At 43.9% G+C, this 15,540-nt stretch carries 14 protein-coding genes; 1 reads left to right on the top strand and 13 read right to left on the bottom strand.

Translation table 11 applies throughout. The features are described from left to right. From V7Q33_RS04585 to V7Q33_RS04565, 5 genes are all read right to left on the bottom strand, one after another. A partial coding sequence (locus V7Q33_RS04585; protein WP_333819035.1) for a hypothetical protein occupies window positions 1-529 on the bottom strand: 529 nt, incomplete at its 3' end. Between the two features lie 9 nt (window positions 530-538). Then, window positions 539-979, bottom strand: coding sequence for a PepSY-like domain-containing protein (locus V7Q33_RS04580; protein ID WP_333819034.1), 441 nt, complete (start codon window positions 977-979; stop codon window positions 539-541). 103 nt (window positions 980-1,082) lie between these two features. Further along, complete coding sequence (locus tag V7Q33_RS04575) at window positions 1,083-1,919, bottom strand: CPBP family intramembrane glutamic endopeptidase (RefSeq protein ID WP_333819033.1); 837 nt, start codon at window positions 1,917-1,919, stop codon at window positions 1,083-1,085. A 152-nt stretch (window positions 1,920-2,071) separates the two neighbouring features. Next, window positions 2,072-2,629, bottom strand: a complete 558-nt coding sequence (locus tag V7Q33_RS04570) for a hypothetical protein (RefSeq protein WP_333819032.1) — start codon at window positions 2,627-2,629, stop codon at window positions 2,072-2,074. A gap of 3 nt (window positions 2,630-2,632) precedes the next feature. Next, window positions 2,633-2,890 carry a helix-turn-helix domain-containing protein gene (locus V7Q33_RS04565; RefSeq protein WP_333819031.1) on the bottom strand — a complete coding sequence of 86 codons (258 nt, stop codon included), beginning with the start codon at window positions 2,888-2,890 and terminating at the stop codon, window positions 2,633-2,635. Window positions 2,891-3,004: 114 nt separating this feature from the next. Here V7Q33_RS04565 and V7Q33_RS04560 point away from each other — a divergent pair, with 114 nt between their 5' ends. Then, complete coding sequence (locus V7Q33_RS04560) at window positions 3,005-3,244, top strand: hypothetical protein (protein ID WP_333819030.1); 240 nt, start codon at window positions 3,005-3,007, stop codon at window positions 3,242-3,244. A 79-nt stretch (window positions 3,245-3,323) separates the two neighbouring features. Here V7Q33_RS04560 and uxuA read toward each other — a convergent pair whose 3' ends face one another. The 8 genes from uxuA to V7Q33_RS04520 form a co-directional block, all read right to left on the bottom strand. Beyond that, on the bottom strand, window positions 3,324-4,487 hold the full coding sequence (gene uxuA, locus V7Q33_RS04555; RefSeq protein WP_333819029.1) for a mannonate dehydratase: 1,164 nt from the start codon (window positions 4,485-4,487) through the stop codon (window positions 3,324-3,326). Between the two features lie 214 nt (window positions 4,488-4,701). Then, window positions 4,702-5,766, bottom strand: a complete 1,065-nt coding sequence (locus tag V7Q33_RS04550) for an endo-1,4-beta-xylanase (RefSeq protein WP_442945898.1) — start codon at window positions 5,764-5,766, stop codon at window positions 4,702-4,704. A gap of 148 nt (window positions 5,767-5,914) precedes the next feature. After that, window positions 5,915-8,782, bottom strand: a complete 2,868-nt coding sequence (locus tag V7Q33_RS04545; protein ID WP_333819028.1) for a glycosyl hydrolase 115 family protein — start codon at window positions 8,780-8,782, stop codon at window positions 5,915-5,917. A gap of 428 nt (window positions 8,783-9,210) precedes the next feature. After that, window positions 9,211-10,008: a glycoside hydrolase family 16 protein gene (locus tag V7Q33_RS04540; RefSeq protein WP_331980125.1), complete on the bottom strand. Its 798-nt coding sequence runs from the start codon at window positions 10,006-10,008 to the stop codon at window positions 9,211-9,213. 67 nt (window positions 10,009-10,075) lie between these two features. Continuing rightward, the gene (locus V7Q33_RS04535; protein WP_333819027.1) at window positions 10,076-11,197 is read right to left on the bottom strand and encodes a family 16 glycosylhydrolase; all 1,122 of its coding nucleotides are present in this window, start codon (window positions 11,195-11,197) and stop codon (window positions 10,076-10,078) included. Between the two features lie 86 nt (window positions 11,198-11,283). Then, on the bottom strand, window positions 11,284-12,714 hold the full coding sequence (locus V7Q33_RS04530) for a PKD domain-containing protein (RefSeq protein ID WP_331980129.1): 1,431 nt from the start codon (window positions 12,712-12,714) through the stop codon (window positions 11,284-11,286). Window positions 12,715-12,744: 30 nt separating this feature from the next. Further along, window positions 12,745-14,223: a RagB/SusD family nutrient uptake outer membrane protein gene (locus tag V7Q33_RS04525; protein WP_333819026.1), complete on the bottom strand. Its 1,479-nt coding sequence runs from the start codon at window positions 14,221-14,223 to the stop codon at window positions 12,745-12,747. A 3-nt stretch (window positions 14,224-14,226) separates the two neighbouring features. Next, on the bottom strand, window positions 14,227-15,540 hold a 1,314-nt coding region (locus V7Q33_RS04520; RefSeq protein ID WP_333819024.1), incomplete at its 5' end, for a SusC/RagA family TonB-linked outer membrane protein.

Here is a 15,540-nt window from a genome sequence, read left to right as displayed (position 1 = left end):
TACCAGCCACCAGCATCATGACATGGATGATCATGGAAATCGACAGGTATCCGATCAACTCAATCTGGCGTAGCCATTTATAGCGAACGGTTGGTTTTATATCCAGGTGATGTTGTTTTACTTCGTGCAGATTTAGTTTCTCCACATCTTCTTCCTGCATCGAATCAGAAAGATAGTATAGATTTCTGCTACGGCAGCCACGGTAAAAAGCTCCTATTACCTGTGAGGGCTTCAACACAAAACCAGTCGATAATGCAAAGAGGTTCATGACCGAGATAATAGGTTTTCGGCAGCTTCGGGCGCCAAGCTCCCACGCGCTGATTTCACTCTCTCCTACCCGGTCAATTCCGTAGCCCGTCATGATGTGGTGCAGGTCGTGAAACCGAAGGTATTTCTTTCGCGCCGCTATATTGGGAACAGGTGCCAGTATGCATCCTATATATATCCGCACACAATGCGATTCAAAGTCGGCCGTCAGGTTTAGCTGATTGAATTTGTAGAATCCGATCAATGCTTCTTTTACTGTCATAAACCAAAATCAATCTACGTTCGCTGCTTCTATTTTTCCTTCGGGAGAGAGCAACACTTTACGCTTTTCTCCGGCAGCATTTTTGAGATCAATCTGATAGTATATTTTTCCTTCAGCATCTACTTTATCGGCATCATCAATCGAGAAATCTTTAAAGTCCTTTGCCAGTTTATCTTTCACCGGGGCGGGCAACTGACTCTTGGGAAAATCTTCCTTGTGTTTTTTGATCTTGCCTGCCTTATCAAACCAAACATCGTGGCCGCGTGAATCAACCTTGAACTCAGCTTTATAGTCTGCATTCTTTTGCTTCCACTTTATTTTGGTAGCGGTTGGAAATTTACTTTGGAATGCTGTAGCTACAGCCGCAGGAACCTGGCTTTGCTGGATATCTTGAGCAAGCGCTGTCCTGGTGAGGCCGATGAAGCATAAAAATACAATGATCGCTCTCATAATTCTATATCGTTTCGTTGGCAATTGATCGCAATATAGCAGACAATTTTATCTCCCACAGATTTCACAGATTCACACAGATAAAACACAGAAATATCGAATACTATTTGACTGCAGGATGGCCCTGTTCTCCGTCAAGATTTGCTGCTGTGCTTCTGAACTCCTTATTCAAAAAATAAAGACAAACTGCGGCAACAACAATAGCCACAAAAGTTATTGCTATAAAATTGAAGGCCCCACCATACAGTTCTGTTAATGGCTTGTTAAAAGAATTTACATCAAGAAAACGCAAGGAAACAAACGCAATCAAATTATTTGAAGCATGAATCAGAATTGATAGCGTCAGATGTTTTGTCTTATAATATACCCATCCGGAAAATATGCCAACTATTAGGGCACCAACAAATTGCCAAGGGTTCAGATGAACAATACCGAAAAGTGCGCTTGAAACGACTATAGATTTTACAGGGGAATATCTTTTCAAAAGCCCATCAAGCATAATTCCCCTAAAGATCAGTTCTTCCATTATCGGCGCTGCAATGGTTAAGCTGATAAATGAAAGTACAACATTTTGGTCCGCTAATCTGAGGAATACATTTTGCATAAATTTTGGCATCGGCATAAGAGTCACTATGGGAGAAATCGTGCCAATTTGAATACCAATAACTGCTATACAAGCAAATACTATAACCTTTGGCGAACTGAAATCAAAGTTATACGAACCAATATTCGTCACTTTCTTCCTCTTGACATGAATAACCCAAAATGTGCAGCCCATTGATAAAAGGTAGTACAGTAAGTGTGCTATATCCTCGGTAACAACTTTCTTTAACAATATATAAACAACACTAAACAGGATCGCAAAGAGTACATTTAGCCCTGCTATTCCCCAGCTTTGCTTAATACTTGGATAGTTCTTAATTTCATTCTCAGTTGTCATGTGAGGAAACGGATATCATTCGATCACAAAAATATCAAAAAGCAACGGCACTATACCTCCTTTATCAGCTAAATCTGCGGGATATATAGACAAATAACTAGTCGTTTTTCTACAAAAGACTATACAAATAGCGATAGATACTTTACCTGCTTTTAGTGTTTAATAACTCCACTGCATTTATCAAAAAAGATTCCACTGTTGGTAAAATTCACGACACAGCTTTGAATAGTATCGTTATCGAGCGTAGTTTCTTCCTTTTTGAAATAAATTGGAACTAACGCATATTTACTTAACTCATAATTCATACGCGGGCTTCCAGCGAAACCTTGGTCTTTAATGTATTCTATTCTATAGTTATCAATATCCCATTTACGCTCAACCGTTTGCGAACCTGAAAAGCCATCGAAAAAAAAACCAATACCTAAAACAAAAAAGAGGGCTAAAGTGCCAATTAACGCACTTGCAATTTTGGAGGAATTTGTTTCAAGCTCCCTGGAAAAAAAAGAATAGGCACTGCTTAGTCCGCAAAAAGCAAAAAGTGGATAGCCCCATGAAGTGATAAAGGAATACCCACATAAACTGGGGAAAAGTAATACACTCGCAATGACCAAAATACAGATAGCTGTCCTTTTACCAAGAAAAGCCTCCATTATCAAACCAATAACCGGAGATATAAATAAAATAAAAAATTGTCTACCATGCTCAAGCATAACTCAATCCAATGATCCCTTAAAAAACTCCTCGAGGGTCAACCCCATAGAATTTATTATTTTCACCAAAGAGCTTAATCGCATATCCTGACTACCAGCTTCATATTTACCATATTGAGATCGATTGATTCCCTTATCATAGGCAAAATCGTCACCATTGGTATACCCTAGTTCTTTTCTGATTCTCTTTAGCTTCTGTCCAATTTTCTTTTGAAGCTCAATTACATTCTCCTCGGGAGGACTGCTAGTTTTCTTGCTCATGAGTTTAAAATAACTCAATGACCAGCCGGTAAATTACTCCTAAATAAGATACTCTTAATTAGGAGAATTAGTTTCTCTTCGTTATGTTTGTATGCCAAAAAGAAATTTGAACCGATGTCCAAGAGATTAACTTCAAAAAGTGCCGGGCTTTCAAAACTTCCACCGTCTTTACAAGAAGCCTTTTTGCATTTCATAGAAAACCACCCCCCTAAGCGTTTCAGTAAAAATCTAAGCAGGATGATTCTTGCCCATATGATTTATGAAAGTGAGAGCTCGTCACCTTATATGCAAGAGACATTGCTGGATTTAGAAGGCTTATTTGTTTTACTTGAAGCTATTGAAGAAGAGACCTAATTTCGCAATAGTATATATACCAACAAAAAGCAGAGCCTCCAAGGACTCTGCATCTCATAAAAAACAATGAATAAATCTCTTACTCTAACATCCGCCTAATTCCTAATTCAAGTCCGCGAAGTTCGGCAAGTCCACGGAGGCGGCCGATGGCGGAGTAACCGGGATATGTCTTCTTGTTGAGGTCGTCCAGCATCTGGTGGCCGTGGTCGGGGCGCATGGGTATAGATATACCTCTGCGTTTCATCAGCTGTACTATTTCTTTTACCACGCTGAACATATCGGCATCGCCTTCCAGGTGGTTGGCTTCGTAGAAGTCTCCTTTATAGTCGCGTTTCGTACTGCGCAGGTGAAGGAAGTTAATGTGATCACCGAGTCGCTTTACCATACCGGGCAGATCGTTATCAGCGCGGGCACCATACGAGCCAGTACAAAAGCAAAGTCCGTTGGCTGGCGAAGGAACTGCATTCACCAAGTCGGTAGCATCTTTCTCCGTACTCATAATGCGCGGCAAACCGAGTATAGAATATGGAGGATCGTCCGGATGAATTGCCATCTTCACATCTGCTGCTTCTGCAGCTGGCGTTATCTGCTTCAGAAAATAGTATAGATTCTCTCTCAGTTTGGCAGCGTTGATGCCTTCATATTTTTTCAACGCAGCCAGAATTTCAGGAGCGGTAAAGGCATCATCGCTGCCGGGCAGACCAAGTGTTGCATTATGAAAAAGTTTCTGACGTTCTGCTTCCGTCATCGCATCAAAACGCTTTTTCGCGAGAGCAATCTCATCAACAGTATAATCCTTTTCCGCTCCGGGACGCTTCAACAAGAAAAGATCGAACGCTATAAAAGCAGCTTTCTCGAAATATAGTGCCTTGCTGCCATCGGGCATGTCATACGTAATGTCAGTACGCATCCAGTCGAGGATCGGCATAAAGTTATAGGTCACTACTTTCAACCCGCACTGGCCTACATTCTTAAGGCTCACTTTATAGTTCTCAATATACTGGAGATAGTCACCACTCTGACGTTTGATATCTTCGTGCACCGGCAAGCTTTCAATCACCGTCCACGTCATGCCAGCTTTCAGAATCATCTCTTTGCGCTTCTCGATCTCTTCCACAGTCCACACATCGCCTACAGGTATATGGTGCAAAGCTGTTACTACTCCGGTACATCCCGCCTGCCTTAAATCGGCAAGGCTCACTGCATCATGCGGACCATACCACCGCATTGTTTGTTCCATCATGTTGGGTTATCGTTAGGTTATGATTATAGTTTTAGAAGCAAACTCTTTTTTTGAGCCGCTAGCTATTAGCCTCCAGCTGCTAGCTTGTTGGCAGTAATTTAAATGTGCATTGCTTGCTGTGCAATTTTTTAAATGCATAACAATCTTCCGGTAGCCTGTAGCTAGCAGCCGTAACCTTTCTCTCGCAGCTCAAAACTCAAAGCTCACAGCTATTTCAAAACTTCACCACTTCTCCATAGGCTTTCTTGCGCTTCAGGTTCTGGTCGAACAACAGAGGATAGTTCTTCCGACCTTTTACAGGGTAGTAATCGAGCCAGGTGTGTTTATCGGATATATTCCAGAAAGTTACTCCGGTAATCACCTGTTTGTACTCCCGAAAGATGCTGAAAACCATTTTATACTGTTCCATCTGCTTCGTCTCTAGCTCAGACGTAAAAACATCTGTTTCACCCTGTCTCCGCTCGCGCTGAAATTTTTCCCAAGGGTAAATGGATATGTCCAGCTCGGTGATTTGCACCTGCAAACCAAGGGACGAAAACTTATCGAGAGCCGTGCGCAGCTCCTGTTCGCTCGGCTCAAAGATAGACCAATGGGCCTGAAGACCGACACCATCTATTGGCACATTGCTTTTCTTCAATTGCTTCAGCAGAAAATATACCCGCTCGCGTTTCTCGGGACGCTCGGTATTATAGTCGTTGTAAAAAAGTTTGGCATCCGGATCGGCAGCATGCGCGTATTCGAATGCCTTGCTGATAAAATCTTCACCGCATATCTTATACCAGGGCGAGTTGCGCAGCAGCTTTGAAGGATCATCGGCAACGGCTTCGTTTACCACATCCCATGCATATATTTTTCCTTTATAGCGGCTCACTACAGTGGTAATGTGATCTTTCAAACGCCTGAGTAAAACTTCTTTGCTTACGGTATCTCCTTTGGCATCGGTAAATATCCACGAAGGTGTCTGTTCGTGCCAGCACAACGCATGGCCGCGCAGCTTGATGTTGTGCTGCTGCGCAAAGGCAACAATAGCATCGGCATCATCCCAATAATATCGATTCTCTTCCGGATGTATAGGGCCCATCTTCATGGCATTCTCCGGTGTCATGCTCGCAAATTCTTTCTCTATCAACGTGGCCTCCGGGCCCTTTAAGGCTTGTGGTGATACGGCTACGCCTATAGGAAAATAATCGTTATAGTAATCTTTTAATCCTTTGTAGGTGTCTTGTGCCGATGTTAGTTCTGCTATCATGCAGAGTATTATAATTAGTAGTAATCTCATAGAAATTGTTATTCGTTTCACGTTAGTAGCTATTGATTAATCGAAAGAGTGATAGGATATTTTCTGTGCTATTCTGTGATTTCTGTGGGAACAAAAATGCATTTATTTCCCACAGAACTCACAGAATTACACAGATAACTTATAACGATTAACGAACCAGTGCGCTCTCCTGCGGCCCCAGGTAGCTCTCCTTTGCCGGTGCTGTCTCCACCACGATCTTCTGCAACACCACACCTGCATCTACACGCCATATCTTTAATGTGTGGTATCCCGATCGCTTCAATGTGTGCTTCGATACTTTTATAATGACGTTATCGCTTACCCACTGATCCCAGGCTTTTGGAGAATAATCTTCATGCAGGTTGATAAGTTGAGGAAGTTGATCATCGAATGATATACCCAGACGAAGACCTTGTGTGTTGTGAAAATTAAGTGTGGGCGACAGATATACTTTCACATTTACCTCGCCGCTATCAGAAAGATGCATGGCATACTCTACGTGGGGGCTTGATAGTGTAAGCGGATCGCTTTTACTCGTAACCGGAAAAGTAGTTATCCCCGAAAGCGTTTTGCCTAATCCGGGAATGGTTTTCCATTGTACTGTCGGCGATGATACAGCTTTCGTATAATGCTCCGCTTCCATCGCCACAGTATGGTTACTTTGAACAAAGAAAGGCTTTCGGTTGGTTGTTAATATTGTGTGATCTACAATTGCGTTAACAATAATATTTTCACCGGCTCCTGTTATTGCAATGGGTACAGTGTGTTTTCCTTCCGGAACATTTTTCCAGTCAATACTTATCCATATACGTTGCTCTTTATCTATACTACCCGCTTTCTTGTCTACGATGATATAGGGTGCTTCCGCAGAAGTCGTAAAATTAAAAGGAGTCTTGCCGCGATTAAATATATCGATATAGTATGATTGCCGGTTGAACGCGTCAAACTCGGGCAGCGTGAGCGGTTGCTTATCTTGTGGCCACCAGTTTGCTGAACCATCTATACTTACGCCCGGAAGCGATCCTTCAGGAACGTGAATCACTTTAACATCGGGCATTACATCGTTCGATGGCTGCTGCCAATATGTATAGCCAATGTGCGTCTGATCCATCATGTGATGCCACTTGCCATTCGCTATTCCATGATTATATTGATGCGATAACAATGCATCTTCTTCAAATAAAAGTCTTGCTTTTTCAGCGAGGTCATTGGTGGCGGCACGTCCCTGTGTTGCATACAGATGATTACGCGCTGCGGTAACATACAGGTCGTTCAGGTTAGCTGATGCCTTTACCGGGTAGAGTACAAGTTGAAAATACGCATCCCTGTATTCGACTGGCAATAATTTGTTGATTTGCTCCGCTTGCTCTGCCAGCACCGCATATTCTTTTGCTATGCGTTCAGCTTCGTGGTAATTCGTAAGACTATACGTATCGGGTGAGAGCAATTCCGGCTTTCGTCTTGCATTATACCGCGTGTAGGTTGAAAGTATATCTGCTATAGCATGTGCATGTTCTTTGCCAAAATGCTCGGCCACCCAATGCCCGGTATAGGTTTGAAGATTATCCTCGTTCCACCGCTTTACATTCCAGGCATAGTCGAGGAAGAATGTTGTAGGAAACTCCATCGGTTTTATATCGCCAACGTTCACGATCCATATCCGGTTCGCTCCATATTCATAAGCAAGGTGCATTTGCTCCCATGTACGCTCAATCTGGTTGGTATTGATCCATTTATAGTTGCGTGGCCCGCCCACATAATCAAAGTGATAATATATACCATAACCGCCTGCGCGCGGCTGCTCGTCAAGCTTTGGCAGCTTGCGTATATTTCCCCAGTTATCATCGCACAGCAAAAGCGTTACATCATCGGGAACACGCATGCCTTTATCATAATAGTCCTGAACTTCCTTGTATAGCGCCCACAATTGTGGGGTAGCCTCAGGAGATTTACCGGTTACGGATTGAATAATAGCGCGCTGATCTTTTACAATGCGTTCCAGCAAGGCTATATTGGTATCTTCCGTCATTGCCATGTCGCCATCACCACGCATGCCTATGGAAACTATACTTTCGTAAGAAGCCATGCGTTGGATGCCTTCCGTCCAGAATTGTTTAAGTACCGCTTCATTCTGATCGTAGTTCCATGGGCCTTTGCCGTTCTTGCGCCACTCGGCATGTGCACGCATCATGGGCTCGTGGTGCGTAGTGCCCATCACGATGCCATATTCATCGGCCAGTTTTGTATTGACTGGGTCATCGCTGTTGAAGCTCGCCCACCACATCGCCGGCCACAGGTAATTGCCCTTCATGCGCAAAATCAGCTCAAATACTTTCTCGTAAAACTGATGATTAAACCCACCGTACTTTTCTACCGCCCACCGCCCCAGTGCCGGCTCTTCATCGTTAATAAATATACCTCTGTACTTTACCGATGGCTCGCCCTGTTTGTAGCGACCTGGCACTATATACAGATTGCTATTTTTCTTCGGTGGCACATCAGCCCACCAATACCAGGGCGATACGCCAATCTGCCGGCTCAGCTCATATATACCATAGATCGTTCCGCGTTTATCACTGCCGGCAATAACCAGTGCGCGGTCTATACCTCTCATAGGTTTGTTCACGGTCTGAATCACAAAGGTTTCCCATTTGCCGGCAACATCGTTCGCGATTATCTTTTTTGTACTGATCAATTGATCGATCCATACACTCTTGCCGATCGTACCTATGATAATTACTTCTTTTCCTGCAGGCATATCGTGTACGGATACCTGCGGTTTTATGCCGGATACTTTTTCAATATCATTCTGAAGATCGCCGGCTGCACGCAATACACCCGGGTAATCGCTATCACTCAACAAGAATGGTGTTGCCTGCCCGACTGCAGTTATAGAAAAATTGTTTTTACCTTTTTCAAACGCTATGACAGGTGGCTGTGCATAAAGGGTAGATTTGAAGGAAGTAATATTGAAAGCAAGCCAAAAAGAAAGTATATATAGTTTCGCCGATTGCATGTTAACTTGGTTTTTATACGGTTTGGCTAAGACTAAAAAATGGCAAGATCGTTTCCATATCTTGCCATTTCATAAAGGCTAACTAAATATAGCAATATTATTCTCCTTTCAATCCAAGCAACATGTAGTGATTCTGAACACAAGGAACGTGTGTTGGAACGACCATTAATGGTTTATTAGAATCTGGGAAATGGAACGAACACCGTTTACTTCCGGCTTCCGATGAGTCGAAGTTCGTCACCGGAATTATTGTACCCGTGGATACGGGAGAAAAATCAATAGCAAAGAGTTTCCAAAGGTCTCTTTCGGACTTTCCGACTTGCATCCCACTTCTGCATGGCAACAATTATCCCACAGAACTCACGGATTAACACAGAAATTAATTACGCTTTTATCCGTGTATATCCGCGAATTCTGTGGGAGGTTATTTACTGATATACTCTCACATAATCCACTTCCATGCGCTGGGGCCAGATGTTTTGGTCAACACCTTCCCTGCCTCCCCAGCTACCTCCTACGGCCAGGTTCATGATGAGATGAAATTGCTGATCGAAGGGCCATCCTTTGTAATCATCTTTCGGATCACGCAGAACAGAATGATATAGTTTATCATCTACATAAAAATCGATCTTGTCTTTCTTCCAGTCGATCGCATATATATGAAAATCATCCTGAGCATTCGGTACTGTAATTTTTCCCTCCTTCTGTGTGTGCTTCATGTGATTATATGCCTCTGTATGAATGGTGCCGTGTATAACACCGGGATCGTAACCTACATGTTCCATAATATCTATTTCACCACTCTCAGGCCAACCGCCATATTTCCATTCGGTAGAAAGCATCCATATAGCGGGCCATGTTCCCTTGCCGCGCGGTAACTTTGCTTTCACTTCGATGCGCCCATAACACCAGTCACCCTTCTTTTTAGAAATAATGCGTGCCGAAGTAAAAGGTTGGCCATTCAGTGAATCGCGATGCGCTTCTATAATTAGCACACCATTTTTTACCCGCACATTTTTGGCCTGGTTGGTATAGCATTGTAATTCATTATTTCCCCAGCCGTTGTTACTGCCCAGATCAAAACCCCATTTGGTAGTGTCAGGCATACCAGTATAATTGAATTCATCACTCCATACAAGCTTTGCCTTTGGTTTAGGCTTTGATTTGATGGTAGTGTGAGACATCAAAACAGTGAGACATACTCCTGTTATGAAAAGCAAACGCATAGTAATGTTGTTAAGGTTATAGATTATACCTGTAGCAAACAGGTATTTATCATTTTTATCTCAGGTTTTATTGAAACACCCGGATGTAGTCTACAATCATGCGCTGTGGGAATGATGTATTTGCATCCGGACTGCCCGGCCAGTCTCCTCCTACTGCGACATTAAATATGAAAAAGAATTTCTGTTGAAACTCGCTCATCTGCGCCGGAGTGGTATCGATTACATAAAATTGCTGATCGTCTACATAGGTAGTGATTGATGTAGATGTCCACACCATGGAGAACACGTGAAACTCATCGTTAAAGATACCGCTTGGCAATGTATAGGACGTACCGTAACTGGCATGTGTACCCGCATCATCCCAATGCAGTGTGCTGTGTACAGTCTTATCGCCGGTATCACCGCCTATCAGCTCCATAATGTCAATCTCGCCACATTTAGGCCATCCTATTTCACCTATATTTTGACCCAGCATCCAGAGCGCAGGCCATATACCTTTGCCTTTTGGTAAAGCTGCACGGATATCTACCCGGCCATACTTAAACGATTGTTTACCACTGGTAATAATACGTGATGAAGTATAATTGCTTCCGGAAAAGTTCTCCTTCTTGGCAGTAATAATCAGGTAACCGTTCTGTACTGTTGTATTATCCGCCCGATAATATTCAAGCTCATGGTTCCCCCAGCCATTAGAGCCGGTTCCGGTTTCAAAGGTCCAATCGGATGCATTCAGAGATGTACCATTGAACTCATCTTTCCACACCAGCGTCATACCATTGTAGTTATCGGGCGTAGTGTAGCCGCTGGCAGGTATTATTATATCACCGGAAGCGCCCACTGTTACAGATATAGTTTTAGTATCGCTAATAAAATCTGCATCTGTGGCATGCGCCTGTACTTTCACCGTATAGGTTCCTGTGTTTGCATAGGTATGAGAAGTTTTGCCGTCAGTAACTTTTGTCGGCACTTCGGAACTAACATCGCCAAAATAAATCTTATAGAAATTGGCGTTGGTTGCCGATGCCGCCACAGTTACCAGCCCTGAACCATCCTGGCTCACTGTAACCTGTACCTGGAGATTGGAGGGTAATGTTAATTTCTGTTCCGAATCACCGTTGCTACACCCGATGATTACTCCCAGGATGCTGAGGAAAGCAAACAGCGGCGAAGCCCTGATTTTACGAATCATATTGATATACATTTTTATTTGGGTTAAAAAACTGTCTCTGCCACGCAGATATACTTTGTGCAGAGACAGCTTACTGATCTTATCTATTATTGCGGCAGAAGTTGAAAATCATCGATAAAGAATATACCACCTGTAAATATTCCTTCTCCGCCTACCTGCACTACAATCTTATCAAAGTCCTGGCGGTCAGTGAACGCACTGAAGTCGAATGTAAGCTCCAGCCATTTGTCGGTTTCCAGGTTCTTCTGAATCACCTCCGCTTGTGTTGTGTAAGCATTGCCACCGAGCTCAGAGTTCTGTAATTTAACAGAAACCTGCTTTTGTAAAGTGCTATACGATTGCCACGATTCACCGCCGGTAGTAGTATAATCATTATAGCTCGGTATAAATACTTTTAATTTAAATATGTGGCGGTTGCGGATGTCCATTTTATAGCTCAGTGGAATCTGTATGTTGGCAAACTCACCCCCCTGTCCATCACCCTTGGTATACTTTCCAACTTTAGCGGAAGTGTTGATTGGTACAGGTGCCGGGTTATCATAGGTTACAATGGATCCCTGACTATTGTCTACAAAACTGAAATTACTGTTTCCATCAAAATCCTGGTATATATCATCGATTTTGTAAGGAGGTGGGTCAGAAGGTTCGGTTGGCGCAGTGTAGCCCTCCGGTATCAAACGCAGATACCACGCAAAGGCCGCGTTGGCAGCATCGGTATAACGCAGGTATAGCAGATTTTCCTCGAGTGTAACAATCTCGTAGGTATTTACACCAGTATAATATCCGATAAATCCTCCTGAAGAAATTTTCAAATATTGCTTGCCACCCGTTTCTGTAACCGACCAGGTTAAATTGGCTGGAGGTGTGTAAGGTGCTTTATAGTCACCGCTGGCAGGTTGAGCACCCGGAAAATTACTCGCCTGCTGTGTGTTGATAAATACATCACCATTGGTTTGCTGCGTATACGAGAAGCCGGCCAGTTTGAAAGTATATTTATCATCGTATAAACCTGCGCCATCTTTTTCGTTGGGTCCTGCTTTATACCAATCTGGACCTGAGCTTTCAACCGGGCCCAGGCCAAAGTGCGCAGCTGTTTTGGAATCTACTACCCAGGTCTTTCCCTCCGGCTTGCCGTTGCCGCCGGTAAGCATATTATATACCGGAATGTCAAGTAGTGTAGGGTCCGTCTCCGCTATCTCTATGGTCTGGCTGCTGGAGATACTTCCACCGGAAGTATATACTGTGAGCGTTACTACATAGGATCCTTTTTCAGGATACACTCCCTGCACATTATCGCCTTCCCCAGTTTTACCATTGCCAAAATCCCACTTCTTCAGAAACGCTGCCGAAGAAGCCGTAAAATCTATAATGTTAGGCTTCGCAGCAGTAGGCGCATAGGTAAAGGCGGCATCTGCCTCCGTTGGTACAGAACCGAGCTCCGCATCATCTTCTTTACAGGCAAACAAGATCACTTGTATGCACAGTATCCAAAGTATATTATAAAGTAACTTTTTCATGTGTTGATCATTCAATGTTTGTTCAATGGCCTAGTAGTTCGGATTCTGTTTCCATCCTGCACCCGCCAGGTCTATCTCATCCTGCGGCAATGGGAACAATTCATTTTTACCAGTCTGGAATCCTTCAATCTCCGCAGCGGCGCGACCGGTACGCACAAGATCAAAGAAGTGAATACCTTCACCGGCAAGCTCTACTCTGCGCTCGTGATAGATGGCCTGCGTAAGTGCACTGCCCGATGAATTCACAGGAGCCATATTGACACGCGCGCGCACTTGATTGAGGTATTGTCTTGCCAATACATCATTCGGTGAGCTCTTGCGGTTATGTGCCTCGGCAGCCATAAGCAATACATCGGCATAACGGATCACTTTATGATTCAGCGGACTTGTCAGGTCATCGTCTGGTGCACCAAGTTCGTCAGCGCGTTTCAGGTATTTATTGTTGTAGTAACCTGTATGGCCACCGGCACCTTTTACATATTTTACTTTGGAAGGATCAGGCTGGCTCGCCTTGAATGCTTCGATATCAAGTATAGAAGCTGCAAGGCGCGGATCGCCCGATTCAAATTCATCTACCAGGTCTTGTGTTGGCAAATTATAGCTGTTGCCATCGCGATATATAGGGCCTTCATAACCACGTATACCATCAAAGCCTACGGCCGCAAAACCTTCAAGACAAACAAAGCAACCATAGCTTCCACCTTCCACACCCACGTATTGAATGTCGAATACGGTTTCGCTGTTGCCTTCATTTACCAGTCTGAACAGCGTGCTGAAGTCACCAAACAATTCGTATGGTCCTTCGTTGATTACCTGGTCGAGTACGGCAGCAGCCTGGTCAAATTTATTCTGATACAGGTATACCTTACCGAGTAACGACAGCGCAGCCCCTTTGGTAATGCGGCCTTTTTCGGCTGCAGTCCAGTCGAGTGTTGCGCCTGCCACGGTCAGGTCTTTCTCGATTTGTGCATATACTTCGGCAGCAGGTGTACGCTGTTGTGCGGATATCTCGCTGCTGGAAAGACGTTTGTCAAGAATCAGCGGTACATCACCAAAAAATTTCACCAATTCAAAATAATAGTAACCACGGAGGAATGCAGCTTCTGCCAGGATGCGATCCTTACCATCGAAGTCTATATTATCCTTGAACTCATATATATAGTTTACACGGGTGATGCCGGCATACATCCAGCGGAAAAGGCTTCTCAACTCCGCGTTCACACCACCATGTGTCATCGCATCAATCTGGTGCAGGCCTTCTGTATCGGTAACACTTTCACCACCAGCAATAGAATTATCGGAAGCGATCTCACCGATCCACATGTCGAGGTAAGACGTCTGCATCAGATCGTATGCACCGGTAAGAGCACGTTCGTAGTCGTTCGGACTCTTAAAGTAATTATCCGCATCGAGCGAGTACTCAGGATTTATATCTACATATTTATCGCAGCTTATAGACATGACGGTTGCTGCCGCGATCAGTATTGATGTTTTAAAGAATTTCTTCATGGTCTAGAAATTTAGATTTAAACCTGCCATATATGTTTTCGCCTGCGGATAGTAGCCATAATCGATTCCTGATACAAGCGGGTTGCTGGAAGAGAAATCAGGGTCATAGCCTCTGTACTTGGTAAATGTGGCCAGATTGTTAGCCGCTATATATAGTCGCAGTTTGGTAGCGCCAATGCGCTTGGAGAGCGATGACGGCAATGTATAGCCTAACTGTATATTCTTGATGCGTACAAATGAACCGTCTTCTACAAAGTAGTCAGAGATAACACCGTTGCGTGTAAGGTCGGTGGTAAGTCGTGGCTCAGAGTTGGTAGAACCAGGACCTGTCCAGCGATTCATTTTATAGGCAAGCAGGTTAGCCATTGGCAACTGGCGTTCGTAGTTGCGCAGTATCTTATTACCCAGCGATGCATAGAAGGTTGTTGAGAAATCGAAACCTTTGAAGTTCATGCCGAGGTTCAGGCCCATAATCACTTTAGGTATAGGTGATCCGATCATTGTTTTGTCGGTATCATTGCTGAAATCGATAGAACCGTTCTTGTCTATGTCTTTATAGCGAAGGTCGCCTGGTTTAGCATCGGGCTGTGTAACACCACGCTCGGCAATTTCTTGTGTGCTTTGATATACACCATCGGTTTTATAGCCGAAGAAGTATCCCATCGGGTAACCTACCTGCATGCGGGTGGCGGTACCGCCTCCTACACCAAATGCTCCGAACTCGTAGAAGTCAACACCCTTTGGTAAAGCCGTTACACGATTACGAATTGTAGTCAGGTTATAACCAATATTGAAAGTGAAATCCTCACCTACACGATCGTTGTAGTGAATCGCAAATTCAAAACCGCTGTTCTTCACATCGCCACCGTTTACATACGGAGGATTTCCACCTGCACCATACGCACCGCTGATTGCTGATATATCGGGCTGGAACAACAAATCATTTGTTTTCTTGATATAGTAATCGGTGGTAATATCAAGTTTACCATTGAGCAGGGTGAAGTCTATACCGATGTTGGTCTGATGTGTAGTTTCCCATTTCAAATCCTGGTTACCGAGTGTACCGATGGCAACGCCGGTAACAAGCTGATCGTTGAACGGATATACACCTTCACCACCGAGCAACGCACGATAACGGAAGAGGCCTATCTTATCATTACCGGATACACCATAGCTGGCTCTCACTTTCATGAACTCCACGATGCCGGGATGGAAGAATGATTCATCAGATACTACCCATGCTGCTGATACTGCAGGGAAATAACCGAATCGGTTGTTCCTACCAAAGCCGGATGAAGCGTCTCTGCGAATAAGTGC

This window comes from Ohtaekwangia sp., from assembly GCF_036786105.1.
Classification (GTDB): Bacteria; Bacteroidota; Bacteroidia; order Cytophagales; family Cyclobacteriaceae; genus Ohtaekwangia.
Note: the sequence above shows the minus strand (reverse complement) of the source record. Positions and strands in the feature narration are given on the sequence as shown.

Excerpts from the sequence above, each read along its gene's own strand:
- V7Q33_RS04570 (WP_333819032.1), bottom strand. The coding sequence starts at position 2,629 with ATGCTTGAGCATGGTAGACAATTTTTTATTTTATTTATATCTCCGGTT.
- V7Q33_RS04575 (WP_333819033.1), bottom strand. The coding sequence starts at position 1,919 with ATGACAACTGAGAATGAAATTAAGAACTATCCAAGTATTAAGCAAAGC.
- V7Q33_RS04535 (WP_333819027.1), bottom strand. The coding sequence starts at position 11,197 with ATGATTCGTAAAATCAGGGCTTCGCCGCTGTTTGCTTTCCTCAGCATC.
- V7Q33_RS04565 (WP_333819031.1), bottom strand. The coding sequence starts at position 2,890 with ATGAGCAAGAAAACTAGCAGTCCTCCCGAGGAGAATGTAATTGAGCTT.
- V7Q33_RS04530 (WP_331980129.1), bottom strand. The coding sequence starts at position 12,714 with ATGAAAAAGTTACTTTATAATATACTTTGGATACTGTGCATACAAGTG.
- V7Q33_RS04560 (WP_333819030.1), top strand. The coding sequence starts at position 3,005 with ATGTCCAAGAGATTAACTTCAAAAAGTGCCGGGCTTTCAAAACTTCCA.
- V7Q33_RS04545 (WP_333819028.1), bottom strand. The coding sequence starts at position 8,782 with ATGCAATCGGCGAAACTATATATACTTTCTTTTTGGCTTGCTTTCAAT.
- V7Q33_RS04525 (WP_333819026.1), bottom strand. The coding sequence starts at position 14,223 with ATGAAGAAATTCTTTAAAACATCAATACTGATCGCGGCAGCAACCGTC.
- V7Q33_RS04550 (WP_442945898.1), bottom strand. The coding sequence starts at position 5,766 with ATGAGATTACTACTAATTATAATACTCTGCATGATAGCAGAACTAACA.
- V7Q33_RS04540 (WP_331980125.1), bottom strand. The coding sequence starts at position 10,008 with ATGCGTTTGCTTTTCATAACAGGAGTATGTCTCACTGTTTTGATGTCT.
- uxuA (WP_333819029.1), bottom strand. The coding sequence starts at position 4,487 with ATGATGGAACAAACAATGCGGTGGTATGGTCCGCATGATGCAGTGAGC.
- V7Q33_RS04580 (WP_333819034.1), bottom strand. The coding sequence starts at position 979 with ATGAGAGCGATCATTGTATTTTTATGCTTCATCGGCCTCACCAGGACA.